The sequence below is a fragment of the Pseudomonas sp. lyk4-R2A-10 genome (assembly GCF_030209075.1).
Lineage (GTDB): Bacteria > Pseudomonadota > Gammaproteobacteria > Pseudomonadales > Pseudomonadaceae > Aquipseudomonas > Aquipseudomonas glycinae.
This window is the reverse complement of sequence record NZ_JARVSR010000028.1, coordinates 1-19,739: the sequence shown is the minus strand read 5'-3', so window position 1 is coordinate 19,739 and position 19,739 is coordinate 1. Positions and strand designations below refer to the sequence as shown.

The following is a 19,739-nucleotide window of genomic DNA, read 5'->3' as shown; positions in this document are numbered from 1 at the left end:
TTATAGAGACTCAGAATCTGCCGTCAACCCTTAATTTGCTTTTTCTATCAAGAAATGAAAAAGGCCGCTTCTATGTTAGACGCGAACGAATTGCTGTGAGTGAATGCCAAGCCCGCCAACCAGCACATCAGCAATCAACCAATCACCTTTGCATACACCGATCGGTCAATATTCCCTCCGGACAGAATCACCCCGACCTTTTTCCCCTCCATCCTCCCCCGATCCTGCATCAACGCCGCCAACGCTGCGGCACCCGCGCCCTCCGCAAGATTGTGGGTGTCGGTGTAATACACGCGCATGGCTTCGGCAATCTCAACTTCGCTGACCGAGAGAATCCTCGCTGCCCCTTCTTTATAGATATCGAACGCCTGCGCAATCGGCTTGCGAACAGCCAAACCATCCGCGAACGTATTCGCCGAAGCGGTTTCGCAAATCGCGTTCGCTTCAAACGACAGCTTGGCGGCCGCGGCCTCTGTCGACACCACCCCCACCACTTCGGTATTCAGTCCTAGGGCGTCGCGGGCAGCGATCACACCACAGATCCCCGATCCGCAACCAATGGGCACGTAAACCGTATCCAGATCCGGCGCCGCACCGAACAGCTCCAGCGCATAGGTCGCTACGCCCTTGACCAGTTCAACGTGAAACGGTGGCACCAGAAAAAGGTCATGCTTCTGTGCCAGGCGCGCCGCCTCTTCACGAGCCTCGTCAAAATCGCGCCCGTATTCGACCACTTCACCACCAAAGCCACGCATGGCGTTGTTCTTCTCCAGCGAGTTGCCCTGCGGCACCACGATCAACGCTTTCAGTCCCACGGCCCGCGCCGCCAGCGCCAGACTCTGACCGTGATTGCCACGTGTCGCAGAAACGATGCCTTTGACAGTCGGATGCTCACGACGCAGCCAGTGCATAAAGGTAATACCGCCACGCACTTTGAAGGCGCCGGTCGGCGTGTGGTTTTCATGCTTGACCCAAACGGTGCAGCCCAACCGCTCGGCGAGCAATGGCCAACGGTATTGGGCGGTGGCCGACATCACCTGATAAACCTGGCGGGCGGCGTTTTCGATGTCGTCGCGAGTGAATACGTGCATATAAGTGGCTCCTTGGACGTTGGCCCAGTCTAGGCACGGACGCATCACGTCGGCTTTCAAAAAACCGACCTGACTTTTACCCGCCCCCTTCACTACTATTGCGTTCATGAGCCCTCGAAACCGTCGCCATCCCATAACCGTTGATGAACCGATACGTCGTGTCGAAGCCGGCCCGTGGGCGATCGAGCTGCTGCCGGGCGCAGCCTACTCGGTGCGGTACGTGGCGACCCAATCAGCGATCGGCTTTGCCTTCGACAGCCAGCGCGGCGTGCACGCCATTGGTACTGACCGGATACGCCCCTTCGATGCGATGCCCAATGGCCTGGCGTTTGTTCCGGCTGGATGTGACGTGTTGTCCGAGTCACCCACGGGCGGCGAGTACCTGCGAGTGATACGCACGGACGGCACGGCACTGGCGGGAGACAGTGCGTTCAACAATCGCATCGACCCGCTGGCCATTCACCTCGCGTCGCGAATGCGCAATGCGCTGTTGCAAGCCTCTCTGGATGATGACTGGGAAAGCTGGGCGCTCAACCTGGCTGAACGGGTTGAGGGCCATGAGGCGGCAATGCATCAAGGCTCGATCACCGGCAGCCGAATGCGCCTGCTGGATGAATTCATTGACGCCGGTCTCGGCAGCCCGCTCGCCGTGCCGGCGATGGCGCAATTGCTGGAGTTGTCCGAAGGTTATTTCATGCGCGCCTTCAAGCAGGCGACCGGCAAAAGCCCTCACAGTTACCTGATCGACAGACGCCTGGCCAAAGCCCGAGCGTCAATGCGCGATACAACGGCCAGCCTCTCGCAGATAGCCCTCGCTTGCGGTTTCAACTCGCAGGCGCATATGACCACAGCCTTCAAACAGCGCCTCGGCGTGAGTCCGGCGCAATTGCGCACAGATTCGCGCCATAGCTCAGCTACCGACAAACAACATTCTTCTATATAGAAGAAGCGGCCAGAAACCCGGCACCTGCCGGGCTTGTTTTTTACCCAAACCATTTCAGCGAACAACCAGTGGCATTCAAACGCCCTTCTATGGTGTCCTGTTCGACAAGAGCCCGGCACGCTCCCTGCCCGGCTCACGTCATCCAGCATACAACCGATGAGGTCCGTTTCATGAGCAAGGCGCCCTACGCTCCACCCAAGGTCTGGAAACACATCGCTCCGTCCGGCGGCCAGTTCGCCAGCATCAATCGTCCGATTGCCGGGCCGACGCATGAAAAAACATTGCCAATTGGCAAACACCCGCTGCAGCTCTACTCGCTGGCCACACCCAACGGCGTGAAGGTGACTATCCTGCTTGAGGAGCTGCTGGCGCTCGGACACACCGGCGCCGAGTATGACGCCTGGCTGATCCGCATCAACGAGGGCGATCAGTTCTCCAGCGGCTTTGTCGAGATCAACCCCAATTCGAAAATTCCGGCGTTGCTGGATCGCAGCGCAGAACCGGCCATTCGCGTCTTCGAATCCGGCTCGATCCTGCTTTATCTGGCGGAAAAATTTGGCGCCTTCCTGCCTACCGACCTGGCGGGACGCACTGAAACCCTGAACTGGCTGTTCTGGCAGATGGGCTCAGCGCCCTACCTCGGCGGTGGCTTCGGACATTTTTATGCGTATGCGCCGGAGAAACTCGAATACCCGATCAATCGATTCACCATGGAAACCAAGCGGCAGCTGGATGTGCTCGATCGCCGACTGAGCGAAAGCCCTTACCTTGCCGGCAACGACTACACCATCGCCGACATCGCGGTCTGGCCTTGGTACGGGCAATTGGTGCGCAACAATGTCTATTCTGCCGCCGAGTTTCTTTCCGCCCATGAATACACCCATGTGCAGCGCTGGGCGCAAGAGATTGCCGAACGGCCTGCGGTGATTCGTGGCCAGCGCGTCAACCGGACGTGGGGCGATGAAGCGAGCCAGGTTGCGGAGCGGCATCAGGCGAGCGATCTGGATTAAGCTTCACCTGATACGACGCGACGTCCGGTTCGGGTGTATCGGGCGTTGCGTTCGCTACACCAACAGGTCGGCCCACTGCCCCGGCGTCATCTTCGTCACCATCAGCAGCACGATCACGAACATCCCCAGAAAACCGGCAACACCCATCCAGAACCACTTTCGATAAACGCAGCGGTAGTCATCAGCGAGCCCTGCCCCAGTCTCGACTGCGCTTGAAGCCATCACGTACAAACGCTTCTGAAGCACCAAAACCGGCAACCAGAGCGAGCCGACGCACAGGAAAATGATCAAGGACGTCAGTACCCACTCCGTGGTCAAGGTCATTCCGGCAAGCCTGGTCAACCCGTATCCCGTAGCGACCTGAATAAAGCCCGCCGGTGTGGTGATCCAGGCGTCGAACCGTACGACCATTCTCGCCACGTGCGCGATCACCAGAGGGTTGGCTGTACGGCTCGCGGCGATCAGGTAGAGGTACGACCCCATGCCGAATCCGAACAGGAAAACCGCGGCGATGATGTGAATGTATTTGAGGCATAGGTAGAGCACGGTCAGTTCTGCCCGTCAGAGAAATGCATCGACAGGCTCAGATTCTGCGGATCGTTGATGGCCGCCATGTACTCGTCAACGCTGACCTCTCCTACACAAGGACGTGCGCCAGCCTCGGGCTGGTATCCCTGCGCGATTTTCGCGGCCAGGGCAACGGCTGCGCAGCTGGGGATTTCCGGTCCCTTGTCATTCCGGGCGGTGAGCTGCACCGTCATGGCCAGCGGTTTTCCGTCGATACCGAGTCCTGTCACGTCGATATACATTGCGCTTTTGCCATCACCGAATCGCTCGAACCAGGTCCCCCAACGATGAAGCCGCGCGGCCCAGGGAAGATGATCACGAAACGCACCAAACCTGCGGGCCAGCGCGAACAGACCGTTGGCCACACCACCCAGCTTCAGGCCCGCACCCGCCTTGAAACTCAAGGTTCCTGCGCCATAGCGTTTAGCGAAGATATCCATGTCCGGCACGTCGACATTCGCCAGCACCCGAACGCCCAGGTGAGGCATCTTGCGCAACGTCAGGTCCAGCCAGCCTGCCACCTCATGAACCTGGCCATTCCTGAGTTGCCTGATCGGCTTGCCGGCGTAGGCCAGAACACCTTCAACCGTCGACAGGCCCGGCATTTTCGCCGACGAGGAAATACCATGTTCGATCGAATCGATGCGGGAGAAGCGATGCCGCTGTTCATCGATAAGGGCCGATGAAAGTGTTGGCACCGAACTGCAACCGCTGAGAATCGCCACCCCGGCCTGTTTCGCGCGGGCATCGAGGATTCCGATGTCGTTGACGAATGTTCGGCAGTCGGACAAATCGCAATAATGCACACCCGCGCCGATGCAGCGCTCGGCAACCGCATAGGATTGCCCTTGAAACGGGCCGCCGGTGTGGATGACCAGTTGAATGTTCATCGATTTCAGAGCTGCGTCAAACCCGTCCCCCATCGCGTTGCAGCACCAACTCTCGCAGACAACGCCCGACCGGGCTTTCAGCTCGTCGACTTTGTGCGCCAGTTTCTGCGGATCGCGGCCTGAGATCACCAGCTCGATGTCAGGCATCTCAATCAAATGCCGACTGACAATGCTGCCGAAATTTCCATAACCGCCGACCACTAAAACCCTGAGTGCCACGCAATGCTTCCTTGAAATGGATGACTGATTTCAGTCGGACAGCTTTTACTTACGCGGCCTGCCGACGCATCGTCAGAATCGCAGCCCCGAAACCGATAAACGTAGTTCCCACAACCCGACTGACCCAGCGGGACAGCGCAGGCCGGGTCAGCACGCCCTTGGCCCGCGAGGCGAGCGCTGCATAAAGCGTCAGCGACGTCACCGACAACGCCATGAAAATCGAGGTGAGGATCAGAAACTGCGGCAGCAATGTCGCGCCCTGATCGATGAACTGAGGAAACAGTGCGGTGAAGAACATTGTCGCCTTGGGATTGGTCACGGCCGTCAGGAACGCTGACTTGTACAGTTTGCTGCGAGTAGGCCGGACCTTTTTCGACTCATCTTCAACGTGCTCCGGGAGCATCGAACCCTTTTTGAACAACTGCCGGATCCCGAGGTAGAACAGATAACCGGCACCGATGATTTTCACCGCGTTGAACAGCATTTCGGAGCTGGCCAGCAAGGCCCCAAGTCCCAGCATCGCTGCAGCCGAGAGGCAGAACAGGCCACTGGCATTGCCGAGGGATGACCAGATCGCACTGCGTTGACCATGGGCCAGGCTGTTGTTGATCGCCATCAGGGTCGCGGGCCCTGGGCTGGCGATCGCAATCGCGGCAACCAGGGTAAAGGCCAGAATCGAGTGAGAATCCATTTTCCATGCTCGTTGGGGTGAGGTGGCCGCATATTACAGGAGCGCGGGAGCCAACGGACCTCCGGCCGCTACGCTTTACTTCTCGGTGTCAGCAGCCCAATGATGGAAACCGGCACCGACCTCGAATAACGACAACGGAGGGTCGTCCAGCGATCATGAACATTCTCTACGACGAACAGGTCGACGGCGTTTTGCCCGACGTCGACAAGACTGCACTTCTGCAGGCCCTGCTGCACCAATGGCCAGTCCTGGAAGTGCTGCATCAGCGCGAAGAATTGAAGCCGTATGAATGCGATGGGCTGTCCGCCTATCGCACCACGCCGCTGCTGGTGGTACTGCCACGACATATCGATGAAGTTCAGGGCGTGTTGCGGATCTGCCACGAACGACGTGTGCCGGTGGTGGCCCGAGGCGCCGGGACCGGTTTGTCCGGCGGCGCCCTGCCGTTGGAAAAAGGCGTGTTGCTGGTGATGGCGCGCTTCAACAATATCCTGCAGATCGACCCCGAAGCCCGCACCGCGCGGGTTCAACCCGGTGTGCGCAATCTGGCGATCTCCCAGGCCGCGGCGCCGTTCGGGTTGTATTACGCGCCTGATCCTTCCTCGCAAATCGCCTGCTCCATCGGCGGCAATGTGGCGGAAAACGCCGGTGGCGTGCACTGCCTCAAATACGGACTGACCGTGCACAACCTGCTCAAGGTCGAGATCCTCAGTGTCGATGGCGAACGCCTAACGCTGGGGTTGGAGGCGCTGGACTCCCCCGGTTTCGACCTGCTGGCACTGTTCACCGGTTCCGAAGGCCTGCTCGGGGTGATTACCGAAGTCACGGTCAAGCTCTTGCCCAAACCGCAGACGGCCAAAGTGCTGCTGGCGGCATTCGACTCCGTGGAAAAGGCCGGCCGCGCAGTGGCCGACATCATCGCGGCCGGCATCATCCCCGGCGGCCTGGAAATGATGGATAACCTGGCGATTCGCGCGGCCGAAGACTTCATCCACGCCGGTTATCCGGTGGACGCCGAGGCGATTCTGCTCTGCGAGCTCGATGGCGTTGAAGCCGATGTCCACGATGATTGCACGCGGGTCCGGCAAGTGCTCGAGCACGCCGGCGCCACCGAGCTGCGCCAGGCCCGGGACGAGGCCGAGCGCGCGCGATTCTGGGCCGGACGCAAGAATGCCTTCCCCGCCGTAGGACGATTGTCGCCGGACTATTACTGCATGGACGGCACCATCCCGCGCCGCGAGCTACCCGGCGTACTGCATGCGATTGCTCAGCTTTCAGCTGAATATGGCTTGCGGGTTGCCAACGTCTTCCATGCCGGCGATGGCAACATGCATCCACTGATTCTGTTCGACGCCAATCAGCCCGGCGAACTCGAACGTGCCGAAGCGCTGGGTGGCAAGATCCTCGAACTGTGCGTGAAGGTCGGCGGCAGCATCACCGGCGAACACGGCGTGGGCCGGGAAAAAATCAACCAGATGTGCGCGCAGTTCAACCGTGATGAGCTGAACCTGTTCCACGCCGTGAAAGCAGCCTTCGACCCCGGAGGCCTGCTCAATCCCGGCAAAAACATTCCGACCCTGCATCGCTGCGCCGAATTCGGTGCCCTGCACGTACACCATGGGCAATTGCCCTTCCCCGAACTGGAGCGGTTCTGATGGGCGATACCAAGGATTTCGATGACAGCGCCGCGCTGCTCGAACAGGTCAACCGAGCACTGGAAAACGCTACGCCACTGTGCATCCAGGGCGCCAACAGCAAGGCGTTTCTCGGACGCATCGTCGGTGGCGAGATTCTCGACACCCGCGCCCATCGCGGCATCGTCAGCTACGACCCGACCGAACTGGTGATCACCGCACGCTGCGGTACCCCGCGGGCAGAATTGCTGGCCGTACTGGACGCCTCGCAACAGATGCTGGCGTGCGAACCACCCGCCTTCGCTGACGACGCCACGGTCGGCGGCATGATCGCCACGGGCCTGTCCGGGCCGCGGCGGCCGTGGTCAGGATCGGTGCGCGATTTCGTGTTGGGCACGCGGATCATCACGGGTCATGGCAAGCATCTGCGCTTCGGCGGCGAGGTCATGAAGAACGTCGCCGGCTACGACTTGTCGCGCCTGATGACCGGCAGTTACGGCTCGCTGGGAGTCATCACCGAAGTCTCGCTCAAGGTGCTGCCCAAACCGCGCGCGTGCCTGAGCCTCAGCCTCGAAATGACCAGCGAACAAGCCCTGCAGCGCTTGGCCGAATGGGGCCAGCAACCGTTGCCGATCAGCGCCGCGTGTCACGATGGCCAGCAATTGCGCTTGCGTCTGGAGGGTGGCGAAGGTTCAGTGGCGGCCGCCCATGATCGCCTTGGCGGCGAGTTGATCGACAGTTCGTTCTGGGCCGACCTCAACGAACAACGCCTGGGCTTCTTCGATGAAGACCAACCGCTCTGGCGCCTGTCCGTGCCACTCAACACACCGCTGCTGAACCTGCCCGGCGAGCAGTGGCTTGACTGGGGCGGCGCGCAACGCTGGCTCAAATCGACAGCCGAAGCGACGGTCATTCGCAAAGTGGTCGGCGAAGTCGGCGGGCATGCGACCTGCTACAGCCACGGTCTGATCAATGAACCATTCCATCCTCTGGCGCCCGCCCTGCTGCACTATCACCGCCAACTCAAACGACAACTCGACCCCCGGGGCATTTTCAACCCCGGGCGACTGTACGCGGAGCTTTGAGCCATGCAGACCACCCTTAGCCCGCAAGCCCGACAACTGCCCCGCGCCGAAGAGGCCGAAAGCATCCTGCGCACGTGCGTTCATTGCGGATTCTGCAACGCGACCTGCCCGACTTATCAATTGCTCGGCGATGAACTGGACGGCCCGCGGGGACGCATCTATTTGATCAAACAGGTGCTTGAAGGCAACAAAGTCACGGCGAAAACCCAGCAACACCTGGATCGCTGCCTGTCGTGCCGTAACTGTGAAACCACCTGCCCTTCCGGCGTGGATTATCACAACCTGCTCGACATCGGTCGGGCAGTGGTCGACGCCGCCGTCCCGCGCCCGCTCGGGCAACGACTATTGCGTGAAGGGTTGCGAATCATCGTGCCCAATCCACGATTGTTCAAAGGGTTGGTCATTGGCGGTCAGATGTTCCAGGCGCTACTGCCCGATGCCCTGCAAGACAAACTGCCACGCGACGCGGTGATGCCCGCATCACGTCCCGTCATCCGCCATGCACGGCACGTGCTGATGCTGGAGGGTTGCGTGCAGCCGGGTTTGTCACCCAACACCAATGCAGCAGCGGCACGGGTGCTGGATCGTCTGGGCATCAGCGTGATCCCGGCCCGCGAGGCTGGTTGTTGTGGCGCGGTGGATTATCACCTCGACGCCCAGGCCTCCGGCCTTGACCGCGCCCGTCACAATATTGATGCGTGGTGGCCGGCCATCGAACAGGGTGCCGAAGCGATCGTGCAGACCGCCAGCGGTTGCGGTGCGTTCATCAAGGATTACGGGCATTTGCTCGGCGCTGATCCGGTCTACGCCGAGAAGGCAAGACGTGTCACCACGCTCGCCCGGGATCTGGTGGAAGTGCTAAGAGACGAACCGCTTGAATCCCTCGGCATCCACGCTGTTCAGCGCCTGGCCTTTCACTGCCCCTGCACCCTGCAGCACGCGCAGAAACTTGGCGGCGCGGTGGAGTCGGTGCTGACTCGACTGGGCTTTAGCCTCACGTCTGTGCCGGACGCACATCTGTGCTGTGGCTCGGCGGGCACCTACTCGCTGACCCAGCCAACACTGGCCCGGCAGTTGCGCGAACAAAAACTCAATGCCCTGGAAAGCGGCCATCCGGACGTCATCGTCACCGCCAATATCGGCTGTCAGACACACCTCGACGGTGCGGGGCGCACGCCGGTCCGGCACTGGATCGAGTTGGTGGATGCCGCGTTGCCTTCGGTTACCGAGGCGTAGGATCGCTGTCGAGGGCCAAACGATGGGCGAAAAAAAACCGCCTTTGCGGGGCGGTTTTTTCGACAAACCTCAGTTTGCGGCTGGGGCTTGATGGCTCACGGACAACACTGACGTGCGGGAATACTATTAATCTTTGGTTTTCGTTGCAACGTTATTTTGCGTGTATTTAACGATGATCTGCTCATACAAAGGCAGACCTGCAGGCCCTTTAACACACCAGATCATGCTGGCAGAAATAACGAATTACAAAACACACAGAGTCTTTTTCCAGGAACCTCAAAATCACGCCATGAGACCGGTTAATATGCCCGAGCTCACTCGACAGTGTATCTGTGAGGCTTGGCTGGAACCATAACGGTTTCATGCCCTTCGACACGGTTTTGCACCCGTGCCGGAATGATGGCTCGGAGGGATCACAACCGGCCGCCTCATGGATAACACTGACGTGCTTGTCCGAAGGCAAACATGATCCGGTAAGTGCGCTGGAGGTTTGGCCCCCGACCTGGAGGCCAAAACGTATGAAGCTGTTGCTGCGTACGCTGAGCCTCGTATGGAGATCGTTTCAAGCGTTCCGCTTTTACGAATTCCTGCGAGACCATTTCAACGACCTGAAGTAACCGGTCGTTGATACGGGAAGAAGCCCGTTTCAGTTTCGGCTGAAACGGGCTTTTTTACGCCTATAAATAGCTGTCATAAGTAGGATTCCTCTTAAAGTCTCTGTAGGACATTTCATTGATCACTTCGAAGACCTACGAACTAATTACCGCGATACAGGCAGCACCCTTCGCGCCACGCCACTCAGGCTGGTTATGAGCTAATAGCCCCTTCATTAAACCGTCGCTCAAACGTTGTACTAGGATAGGATCCAATTTCCCGTTTTGTTGTCGCCGGCCAAGGACATCAGCCGGAGAATCGGGAAAGCGCAATTCCCCCATTGCTACTCATGGATGAAACACATGAACTCACATCTGTTCCCTCACATCGGCAAGGTCATTGCCAGTACCGGCAGCCGGCATTTTCCGCGGATGCTGCATGACCTGATTCTCACCCAACTGGCCGTGGATGCCACACATATCCGGCAGATGCGCGTGGAGCCGGTCGGACGTGCGCAACCGCGCAGCGAGCCTGAATGCCCCAAAGAGGCGACGCTGACGGCCGAGACGGTGTATTCCGAACTGAGCACCGATCCCGGCAACAGTGACGTGCCCGCCCCCGAACCCTCCACGGTCACCGATGCGTCGCAGCTGCACCTGACCCGGCGCAAGGACGGTTACAGTTATGTGATTTCCGTGTACCGCTGCGGGCCGTCGAAGCGATTTTCCGCCCGGGAGCGCAGCCTGTTGCAGGACATCTCCCCGGTGTTGCTGCCGATGGTGGAAAAGCACATCCACGCGCTGCAACCGGCGAATGCGGATCCCGAGGCGCAAGCCGCGGCGACCGAAGCCTCGCTGCAAGGCTTGGAAACCCTGCGATTGCGCTTTTGCGAGCGCGTGCAGCAACTGGGCCTGAGCCTGTCGAACCGTGAGATGGAAGTGTGCGTCGGCCTGCTTGCCGGCCGCACCGCGCCTGAACTGGCCGAGCGACTGCAACTGAAGGTCAACACCGTCGAGAGCTACCTCAAGCGTGCCGCCATCAAACTGGGGATCAGCGGTCGCCATTCGCTGATGCGCTGGATGTATTCACCTGAAGACTGCCCGGCCGCCTGCGACCCGTCCAACGCGGCCTGATCGTTCGCACGCCTGTAAGGAAACCGCCATCCTGCCAGGAACGGCGGTTTTTTCATGCCCGCCGGTCAGTCCCGCGCCAACGCCTCGATCGGGTCGAGCCGCGACGCATTGCGTGCCGGCACAAAGCCGAACACGATGCCGATCAGCGTCGAGCAGATCACCGCCGTGAGCACCGAGGTCAGCGAGAACACCATTTCCCACTCCTTGATGAACAACGAGAACAAATGGCCGATGGCGTAACTCAGCGAAATACCGATGGCCCCACCGAGCAGACAGACCATCACCGCCTCCACCAGAAACTGCTGACGGATGTCCGACTGTCGCGCCCCCACCGCCATGCGAATACCGATTTCACGAGTACGCTCGGTGACCGACACCAGCATGATGTTCATCACCCCGATGCCCCCGACCACCAGCGAAATCACCGCAATCAGCGATAACAACAGTGCCAGCGAGCGGCTGGTTTTCTGCACGGTCTGCATCACGCTGTCGAGGTTGTTGGTAAAGAAATCCTTGGTGCCGTGACGCTGCAGCATCAGTTTGTTGACGTTGTCTTCCACCACTTTGCTCGGCTGGCCGTCTTTGATCCGCACACTGATGCTGTCCAGATAACGCTGGCCCAACAGCCGCCCGGCCGCGGTTTCATAAGGCACCCAGACATTCAAAGACTTGCTTGAGGAGAAGATGTTCTTGTTCTCCGCCGCCACACCGATCACGGTGCACGGCAGATTGCCGATCAGGATCACCTGCCCCAACGGATCGACGCCCTCGCCGAACAACCGATGGCGGGTGTTGTGATCGATCACCACCACCTGCGCCTGGCGTCGGGCATCACTTTCGCTGAATGCAATGCCCGACTCCATCTTGATTCCGCGCACCTGAAAGTAAAGATCGCTGACCCCGTTGACCTGGGCATCGAGGTCGATGTTGCGATAGCGCAGCAACAGATTGCGCCCGACCACCGGCGTGGCGCTGTCGACGTAGTACAGCTGGTTGAGCGCCGTCACATCCGCCGGCACCAGGGTTTCGATGGCCGCAGAGCGGCTGTCGCCGAAACTGGTGCCGGAGTAGATATCGATGGTGTTGCTGCCGATGGCCTGGATGTCCTTCAGCACATAGCGCTTGGCCCCTTCGCCGATGGCCGAGATCGACACCACCGAAGTGATGCCGATGACGATCCCGAGCATGGTCAGCAAGGTACGCATTCGATGGGAAATCAGCGCGACCCAGGCCATGTTGAAGGCTTCCTTGAACAACCCGAGGCTGGCCACCAGACGCCGCGCTGCCGTGGATTTGGGCACCGCGTCCTCATTGCTAAATGCCGCGGTGTCGCGCTCGTTGCGGCGGTCGCTGAGGATTTCGCCGTCGCTGACTTCGATGATGCGCTCGGCGTTGGCCGCGACCTTGGGGTCGTGAGTCACCAGAATCACCGTGTGCCCGGCCGCGTGCAGCTCCAGCAGGATGCGCATCACCTCCTTGCCGCTGGTGGTATCGAGGGCGCCGGTGGGCTCATCCGCGAGGATCACTTCCCCGCCGTTCATCAGCGCACGGGCGATACTGACCCGCTGCTGCTGACCGCCCGATAGCTGGCTCGGGCGGTGCGTCAGGTGCCCTTCCAGCCCAAGGCGCGCCAACAATTCACGGGCCCGGGCATGACGCTGCGGTTCCGGCGTGCCGGCGTAGATCGCCGGCATCTCGACGTTGTGCACCGCGCTCAAGTGCGGCAGCAAGTGGTAGCGCTGAAAGATAAAGCCGAAATAGTCGCGACGCAGTTCCGCCAGCGCCTGATTGTCCAGATCACGGGTTTCCCGACCGTTGATCCTGTAGCTGCCGGCGGTGGCGTAATCGAGGCAGCCGAGGATGTTCATCAGGGTCGATTTGCCGGAGCCCGAGGCGCCGATGATCGCGACCATTTCCCCGGCATGGATCGTCAGGTCGATATTCTTCAGCGCCAGAAATTCACGGTCGCCGGCAGTGAAACTGCGGCTGATGCCGGTCAGTTGCAGCAGAGGTTCGCTCATGCTCATGCCCCTGCCACTTTCGTCACCGGATCACCGATCACCACCCGGTCGCCTTCGGCCAGGCCGTCGTTGACCTGCACCTTGACGTTGTTGTTGATCCCGGTCTGGACATTGCGCGACTGCGCCTGGCCTTTGGCATCCAGCACTCGCACCGGGAAACTGCCATCGTTGTTGCGCGGGCCCAGCGCCGCTACCGGAATCGTCAGCACCGATTTGGCGGTGTCGAGCACCACCCGCACCTGGGCCGTCATGGAGATGCGCAAGCGGTGATCAGGATTGGGCACGTCGAACAGCGCGTTGTAGAACACCGCCGTGTTCTGCTTCGGTGTCCCGGCTGGCGGCGCTTCAAGGAAGTTCTGCGGCGCAGGGTCGGTGCCGCGCAGCTTGCCGTAATAACGCTTGTCCTCGCCCAGAATGGTGAAATACACCTCTTGCCCCGGTGCGATATGAATGACGTCGGCCTCCGACACCTGAGCCTTGACGGTCATGGTGTCCAGATCCGCCAGTTTCAGCAGAACCGGCGCCAGTTGGCTGGCAATCACGGTCTGGCCTTCCTGGGTGACGATGCCCACCACGTCGCCATCGATGGGCGCGACGATCCGCGTGTAGGCCAGATTGACCTTGGCCGTGTCGATCTGGATGTGCGCACTCTTGATCTGTGCATCCAGCGACATCAGGTTGGCCTGCTGCACTTCATAGTTCGATTGCGCGGTTTCGAAATCCTGCCGCGAGATCGAGGCGTCCTCCTGCAGATTCTGATAGCGCTCGTAAATCGCCTTGGTCTGGCGTAACTGAGCCTGAGTCGCCCGTCGCTGGGCTTGCAGGTTTTCCTCATCGACCTGAGCCTGGCGCAGCGTGTTCTGCAGCACCAGCGGGTCGATTTCCGCCAGCCACTGACCCTTCTTGACCTTGTCGCCAACCTTGACCTTGAGCGACTTCAACTGCCCCGAGACCTGGGCACCGACGTCCACCTGCTTGATGCCCTCCAGCAAACCGGTGGCGAGCACCGCGTTTTCAATGTCGCCACGTTCGACCGTGGCGGTCAGGTATTGCGGTGCTTCGGCCGGCGCCTGCACCGTGTAGAACACCAACCCGGCCACCAGCGTCAACGCGACTCCCAGACCGACTTTGCGCAACTTCGACTGTTCCATAAATGACCACAATTCCGTTCAGGGTTGAGCCCGGCCAGCGGCCGGGTTCCAGGATAAAAACTTCAATCAGGACAACACTTGACCCGCCGCCACCGTCAACCCGTCATGCCACCACGCCGCAAGACTGAAGACGTTGGGCGCCTTGAGAATCGTGAAGTGGTTGCCGGGGCCGTACCACACCGCCAGATCCCTGGCCTCGCGCTGCCAGCCTTCGAGCATCGCCGCCTGCTCGCGCTGATTGCCCGATGCGTCCAGCGTCGGGTCATCCACCAGCGCCAGACGCACCGGCCCGGTGTAGGCCAGAGCCGGTCGATAAACCGTGCGCAGCGCGGTGGCGAAGGTGCGCACCGGGCCGTGCATCGCATCGGCTGATGCACGTTCGGACAGCACACCCGCGCGCACCATCCCCTCGTGCAGCAGGCGCATTTGCGTGCTGTCGTCGGCTTCGGCGAAGGACAGCGCATCGATGCCCAGAGACTTGCCGCTGGACAGTTGCAGCGACTCGATCAGGCGTAACGACGCCGCCGTCGTGGTGTACGGCTTGCCCACCACGCTGTTGCCGCCTGGCGATTCACTGTCGATCAGGGTCAGGGACGCCACCTCGCGCCCCGCCGCCTGCAACTGCGCCGCCATGGCGTAAGCCACCCAGCCACCGAACGAATGCCCGATCAGATGCACCGGTCCTTGCGGATACAACTGCTCAAGTGCCCGCAGGTAGAACGTGGCGGCGCTTTCGACCCGGCTGTGCGGCACCGTCGCGCCGTCGAGGCCTCGGGGTTGCAGCCCGTAAATCGGCCACTCCGGCCCCAGCGCTTCGGTCAGATGGATGAACCCGGTAACACTGTCGCCAGCCCCCGGCACACAGAAAATCGGCGCATGCCCGGCGTGACCGGTCTGGATTGTCAGCAACGGCTGATAGGCTCGGGATTCGATGGCAGTCGAAGCCTGCAATGCCTGACTGAGTGCCTGACCGAGCACGTGCACATGCGGCGCCTGCATCATGCTCTGGTGATCGCCCGGCACGTCGATGCAATGCAGGAGCGTGGCCGGAACTTCATCCGACCAACCCAGGGTCGGGTGACGACGAGACAGCTCCGTCGGATGCTCCTGCGCCCGGAACAGGTGCAGCGGCAAGCCCAATGGATTGATCCGGTAATGCGCCAGCGCATGACCGTGGGCGACCTCACGATCAAGGTAGTGCCAGAGGTCTTGCGGCGCGGCGGCCGCCATATCCGGATGCAGCAGTTGCTCTTCCCGGCAACGGCTCAACAGCGGCTGGAAGTCGATCTGTTCCAGCTCGGTCTGCAACAGCGCCAGATGCGCCAGCGCGGTTTGCCCCGCCTCGCCGCAGGTGGCCCAGTACATCGTGCAATGCTGCAGCAACTGGCGCTTGTGCGCGTGCTCGTCGCTCCAGCGCGCCTTGCCCTGATCGGTCAGGCGCGGCACGAAACTGTCGATCAGACCCACGAACGCCACCGTCTCATCCATGCCGAGCAACTGCATCGCCACTTCATAGGCCAATACCCCGCCGAACGACCAGCCGGCCAGGCGATAAGGCCCTTGCGGCTGCACCGACCGGATGATATCCACCATGCGTGCGGCGAGGCATTCCATGGTGCGCAGCGGTGCCTTGCCGAACGGAATACCCGGTAGACCGTAGACCGGGAAATCACCGTCGATGTGCAAACCCAGCGCCGGGAAGTAGGCGTCCAGTCCGCTGAACTCATGGACCAGGAACAACGGTGCGCCGGTGCCACCGGCACGCACCACGACCAGCCCATCGTTCTGTTGCTCTGCGCCTGTGCGCTGGCTGAGCACCGTGCCGAGCGACTCGATGCTGGCATGCTGGAACAGCTCGGCCAGCGTCACTTCCAGCCCGCTCTGCTGCATCAGGTTGACCAGACGAATCGCCAGCAGCGAGTGCCCGCCCAGTTCGAAGAAATTGTCGTGACGACCAACCTGTTCGACCTGCAACACCTCGGCCCACAGCTGCGCCAGGGTTTCCTCCAGCGGATTGGCCGGAGCCTCATAGACGCGGCTGAGCAGTGCGTCCTGCGCCGGTACCGGCAAGACTTTGCGGTCGACCTTGCCGTTGTTGTTCAGCGGCAACACGTCGAGTTGCACCCAGGCCGAGGGCACCATGTATTCCGGCAGGCGTGCTTGCAGTTGCCCCCGCAAACTGGCGCTGTCGACGCCCTCTTCGGCAGTGAAATAGGCTACGAGGCGCAATGGTTCCTGGCCGTCCTGCCGCGCCAGCACGATGGCTTCCTTCACACCGTCGCAGTTCAGCAGGCGATTTTCGATTTCCCCCAGTTCGATGCGGAAGCCGCGAATCTTCACCTGATCGTCGTTACGACCGATGCACTCCAGCTGACCCGGTGCCAGCCAGCGTGCGAGGTCGCCGGTGCGGTACAGGAGCGCTCCCGGTTGATCGCCGAACGGGTCTTGCAGGAATTTTTCGGCGGTCAGGTCCGGGCGATTCAGATAGCCCAGCGCTACGCCCTGGCCGCCGATGTACAACTCGCCGATCACGCCCATCGGCACCGGTTGCTGACGGGCGTCGAGCACATAGACCTGGGTGTTGGAGATCGGCCCGCCAATCGGCACGCTTTCGGCGGTTTCCGACACTTCGCGCACTTCAAACGTCGTGGCGTAGGTGGTGGTTTCGGTTGGGCCATAGCAGTGGATGATGCGCAGGTCCGATGCCTCGGCGAGCAAACGGCGGAAGGCCGCCGGGTCGGCGCGTTCACCGCCGCAGAGCACAATGCGCAGGCCTTTCAGTGCCTCGGGGATCAGTTGAACGTACTGGTTGAACAGCGCGGTGGTGACGAACAGGATCGTGGCGCCGGTGTTCGCCAGTTCACGTCCGAAGGCTTGCGGATCAAGCAAGGTCGCGTGATCGATCACCACTACTCGCCCACCGTTGAGCAGCGGCCCCCATACGTCCATGGTGCTGGCGTCAAATGCCGGGTTGGAGGCGAACGCCACACGATCCTGCGGATTGAAATCGGCGTAGCCGTTGTTGATCACCAGTCGCCCGATGGCCCGGTGCGGCACCATCACCCCTTTCGGCGTGCCGGTGGAACCGGAGGTGTACATGATGTAGGCCACGGATTCCGAAGACTGCGGCAGGTCCGGATTGTGCGGCGGTTGCGCATCGAGTTTCAGCGCATCGAGGTCGATCCGGCGCACGGCGTAATCAACCGTCTCAGTGCTGAAGGTCAGCAGCGCTTTCGCCCCACAGTCCTCGACCATGAACGCCTGACGCTCGGCCGGGGCGTTGATGTCCAGCGGCACGTAAGCCGCCGCACATTTTCCGATGGCCAGTTGCGCGATCAGCAGATCCAGCGAACGCGGCAGAAGAATCGCCACATGATCGCCCGGTTGAACACCTTGGCCGATCAAGTGATGGGCCAGACGATTGGCCCGCTCATTCAACTCAAAGTAACTCAGCGATTGCGCACCATGCACCGCTGACACCGCTTGCGGATGCTTCGTCACCTGCTGTTCGAACAGACGATGAACCGTCAACGTCGCCGGGTAATCCCGTTGAGTGGCGTTGAAATCGACGAGCAATTGCCGCCGCTCATCCCGCGGCAGGATCGACAACTGATCGATGCCCAGTTGCGGCGTCCGCTCCAATGCCTGTAACAAGCTGCCGACCGCAAGATCCATGTAGTCGCAGATCCGCCCGGCATCGATCCCGGACGTGGTTAACGCGGTCAGGCTGAAGTCTTCGCCCAGGTCATCGACGCTCAGGCTCAGGCGGTAGTTGCTGCGCTCTTCGGCATCGAGCAACTGCATGCCCTGCCATGCCGCCACGACCTCAGCGGACGGCGTGCCTCCGGCACCACTGTGGCGGTAATTGAACAACGCATTGAACAGTGACGCCCCCGGCGCCATGGCGCTGCAACGCTGCACCAATGCCAGCGGCGCGTGTTCGTGATGCAGCAAGCGGTTCAAGCGCTGATGGGTCGCCAGCACGGCCTCCCTCACCGATTGCCCGCCCAGATCGATGCGCAGCGGCAAGGTATTGATGAACACCCCCAGCGCCCGTTCGGCCCCTTCACCGCCATGCAACCGGCCGAGCAACACCGTGCCGAACACCACGTTTTCACGCCCCGACAGTTGCCCCAGCACGTTGGCCCAGGCCAGGTGCATCAAGCTCGCGGCACTGACGCCCAGACGCCTGGCCCTGGCCCTGACCCGCTGGCTCAACGCGGTGTCCAGCAACCGTTGCGCATGCCCGTTGCCGCTCTCCGCAACAGAGCCCTGGCCATACGGCAGGGTCGGTTCGTCAATGTCGCCAAGCATGTCACGGAAGAACGTCTCATGTTCCTCTTCGCTCAGCCCCGAGCGAGTACGAGCGACATAGGTGCGATAAGGCACCGGTTCGGCCAGTTGTCGCACCTGGCCGAGCAGGACCGCCTGCATCTCGTGGCGCAACACTTCCAGCGCAATGTGATCCATGACCAGGTGATGGAACAGCAACAGCGCCACCACGCGCCGATTGACCGCATCCCAGCCGTGCACCACGCGCATCAGTGGCGCCTGCGTGACGGCCATGCGGTATTGCCGGGCATCGAAGCGGTTGCGCAACTGGCTCAGCGCATCCACTTCAGCGGCGTCCAGTTCGACCGTTTCACACACCAGCGATGCCTGACGCCAGACCACTTGCACCGGCTCTTGCAGACCGTCCCAGAACAGCGACGTACGCAAAATGTCATGGCGCTCGATCACGGCCTGCAAGGCCTCGGCGAACACCCGCAGACGTGACTCATCGGCAAAGGCGAACTGCGCCTGCAACACATACGGATCGCCCTGTGGCGCCGACAAGTGATGGAACAGAATGCCGGCCTGCAACGGTGCCAACGGATAAATGTCCTGCACATTGGCCGCACCGCCGGGAATGCTGGCGACGATGCGGTCGATGGCGGGCTGATCCAGCGCAACCAGGGGCAGCATGTCCGGAGTGATGTGTTTGCAGTCCGGCGCGATACGGTTGGCCGGGACTTCGGTCTCTGTCTCATCGCCGACCGCGGCAGCCAGTGCAGCAAGCGTCGGTTGACTGAACAGCACGCGCACATCGGCGGCCAGACCGACATGGCGCATCCGCGCCACCAGATTGACAGCCATCAGCGAGTGCCCGCCCAACTCGAAGAAGTTGTCGTGGCGCCCTACTCGCTCCACGTTGAGCAGTTCGGCCCAGAGTCCGGCGAGGAGGATTTCCACCTCGCCGACCGGGGCTTCGTATTCGCGGGTGATGAGCGAGGCTTGATCCGGTGCCGGCAGGGCTTTGCGGTCGAGCTTGCCGTTCGGACTGAGCGGCAGAGCATCCAGATGCACAAATACCGCCGGCACCATGTAGTCCGGCAGGTGCTCCAGCAGGTGACCGCGCAACACGTCGATTTCCAGCCGGGCGCCGGTGTAATAGGCGACCAGACGCTTGTCCCCCGGCACATCTTCGCGGGCCA

At 61.2% G+C, this 19,739-nt stretch carries 13 protein-coding genes; 6 read left to right on the top strand and 7 right to left on the bottom strand.

Features of this window, described 5'->3' with window-relative positions; translation table 11 throughout:
- Positions 1 to 134: 134 nt before the first annotated feature.
- Entirely contained in the window at positions 135 to 1,091 is a 957-nt protein-coding gene (locus tag QRN46_RS28740) for a threonine dehydratase (RefSeq protein ID WP_285358819.1), read from the bottom strand.
- Positions 1,092 to 1,197: 106 nt separating this feature from the next.
- Between QRN46_RS28740 and QRN46_RS28735 the strand changes: the two genes are divergently transcribed.
- Together QRN46_RS28735 and yghU are read left to right on the top strand one after the other, a co-directional pair.
- Entirely contained in the window at positions 1,198 to 2,034 is an 837-nt protein-coding gene (locus QRN46_RS28735) for a helix-turn-helix transcriptional regulator (RefSeq protein WP_285358817.1), read from the top strand.
- Between the two features lie 170 nt (positions 2,035 to 2,204).
- Positions 2,205 to 3,044, top strand: a complete 840-nt coding sequence (yghU, locus tag QRN46_RS28730) for a glutathione-dependent disulfide-bond oxidoreductase (protein WP_064382256.1) — start codon at positions 2,205 to 2,207, stop codon at positions 3,042 to 3,044.
- A gap of 54 nt (positions 3,045 to 3,098) precedes the next feature.
- Here yghU and QRN46_RS28725 read toward each other — a convergent pair whose 3' ends face one another.
- The 3 genes from QRN46_RS28725 to QRN46_RS28715 are packed head-to-tail and all read right to left on the bottom strand — an operon-like array spanning position 3,099 to position 5,411.
- Positions 3,099 to 3,590 carry a DUF2269 family protein gene (locus QRN46_RS28725; RefSeq protein ID WP_085655740.1) on the bottom strand — a complete coding sequence of 164 codons (492 nt, stop codon included), beginning with the start codon at positions 3,588 to 3,590 and terminating at the stop codon, positions 3,099 to 3,101.
- 2 nt (positions 3,591 to 3,592) lie between these two features.
- Entirely contained in the window at positions 3,593 to 4,720 is a 1,128-nt protein-coding gene (locus tag QRN46_RS28720) for a saccharopine dehydrogenase family protein (protein WP_108561300.1), read from the bottom strand.
- A 49-nt stretch (positions 4,721 to 4,769) separates the two neighbouring features.
- Positions 4,770 to 5,411: a LysE family translocator gene (locus QRN46_RS28715; RefSeq protein ID WP_108561297.1), complete on the bottom strand. Its 642-nt coding sequence runs from the start codon at positions 5,409 to 5,411 to the stop codon at positions 4,770 to 4,772.
- Positions 5,412 to 5,566: 155 nt separating this feature from the next.
- Here QRN46_RS28715 and glcD point away from each other — a divergent pair, with 155 nt between their 5' ends.
- The 4 genes from glcD (at position 5,567) to QRN46_RS28695 (ending at position 11,093) form a co-directional block, all read left to right on the top strand.
- Positions 5,567 to 7,066: a glycolate oxidase subunit GlcD gene (glcD, locus tag QRN46_RS28710; protein WP_201820524.1), complete on the top strand. Its 1,500-nt coding sequence runs from the start codon at positions 5,567 to 5,569 to the stop codon at positions 7,064 to 7,066.
- Entirely contained in the window at positions 7,066 to 8,130 is a 1,065-nt protein-coding gene (glcE, locus tag QRN46_RS28705; RefSeq protein ID WP_201820527.1) for a glycolate oxidase subunit GlcE, read from the top strand. Before glcD ends, glcE begins: the two co-directional genes overlap by 1 nt.
- Positions 8,131 to 8,133: 3 nt before the next feature.
- Complete coding sequence (gene glcF / locus QRN46_RS28700; protein ID WP_201820530.1) at positions 8,134 to 9,366, top strand: glycolate oxidase subunit GlcF; 1,233 nt, start codon at positions 8,134 to 8,136, stop codon at positions 9,364 to 9,366.
- Positions 9,367 to 10,322: 956 nt separating this feature from the next.
- A complete protein-coding gene (locus QRN46_RS28695) occupies positions 10,323 to 11,093 on the top strand; it encodes a helix-turn-helix transcriptional regulator (protein ID WP_201820533.1) in 771 nt (256 codons plus the stop codon).
- Positions 11,094 to 11,158: 65 nt separating this feature from the next.
- On the opposite strand, the gene QRN46_RS28690 is transcribed toward QRN46_RS28695, so the two are convergent.
- The 3 genes from QRN46_RS28690 to QRN46_RS28680 all read right to left on the bottom strand — a co-directional run.
- Positions 11,159 to 13,114, bottom strand: a complete 1,956-nt coding sequence (locus QRN46_RS28690; protein ID WP_285358807.1) for a MacB family efflux pump subunit — start codon at positions 13,112 to 13,114, stop codon at positions 11,159 to 11,161.
- Between the two features lie 2 nt (positions 13,115 to 13,116).
- The gene (gene macA / locus QRN46_RS28685; RefSeq protein WP_011333642.1) at positions 13,117 to 14,265 is read right to left on the bottom strand and encodes a macrolide transporter subunit MacA; all 1,149 of its coding nucleotides are present in this window, start codon (positions 14,263 to 14,265) and stop codon (positions 13,117 to 13,119) included.
- Positions 14,266 to 14,331: 66 nt separating this feature from the next.
- Positions 14,332 to 19,739, bottom strand: a 5,408-nt coding sequence (locus tag QRN46_RS28680) for a non-ribosomal peptide synthetase (protein ID WP_285358804.1), incomplete at its 5' end; no start/stop codon positions are given.

What these genes read in the sequence shown, in the direction of transcription:
- glcD (WP_201820524.1), top strand. Translation starts at nt 5,567, where the DNA reads ATGAACATTCTCTACGACGAACAGGTCGACGGCGTTTTGCCCGACGTC.
- QRN46_RS28740 (WP_285358819.1), bottom strand. Translation starts at nt 1,091, where the DNA reads ATGCACGTATTCACTCGCGACGACATCGAAAACGCCGCCCGCCAGGTT.
- QRN46_RS28735 (WP_285358817.1), top strand. Translation starts at nt 1,198, where the DNA reads ATGAGCCCTCGAAACCGTCGCCATCCCATAACCGTTGATGAACCGATA.
- glcF (WP_201820530.1), top strand. Translation starts at nt 8,134, where the DNA reads ATGCAGACCACCCTTAGCCCGCAAGCCCGACAACTGCCCCGCGCCGAA.
- QRN46_RS28690 (WP_285358807.1), bottom strand. Translation starts at nt 13,114, where the DNA reads ATGAGCGAACCTCTGCTGCAACTGACCGGCATCAGCCGCAGTTTCACT.
- QRN46_RS28715 (WP_108561297.1), bottom strand. Translation starts at nt 5,411, where the DNA reads ATGGATTCTCACTCGATTCTGGCCTTTACCCTGGTTGCCGCGATTGCG.
- glcE (WP_201820527.1), top strand. Translation starts at nt 7,066, where the DNA reads ATGGGCGATACCAAGGATTTCGATGACAGCGCCGCGCTGCTCGAACAG.
- macA (WP_011333642.1), bottom strand. Translation starts at nt 14,265, where the DNA reads ATGGAACAGTCGAAGTTGCGCAAAGTCGGTCTGGGAGTCGCGTTGACG.
- yghU (WP_064382256.1), top strand. Translation starts at nt 2,205, where the DNA reads ATGAGCAAGGCGCCCTACGCTCCACCCAAGGTCTGGAAACACATCGCT.
- QRN46_RS28695 (WP_201820533.1), top strand. Translation starts at nt 10,323, where the DNA reads ATGAACTCACATCTGTTCCCTCACATCGGCAAGGTCATTGCCAGTACC.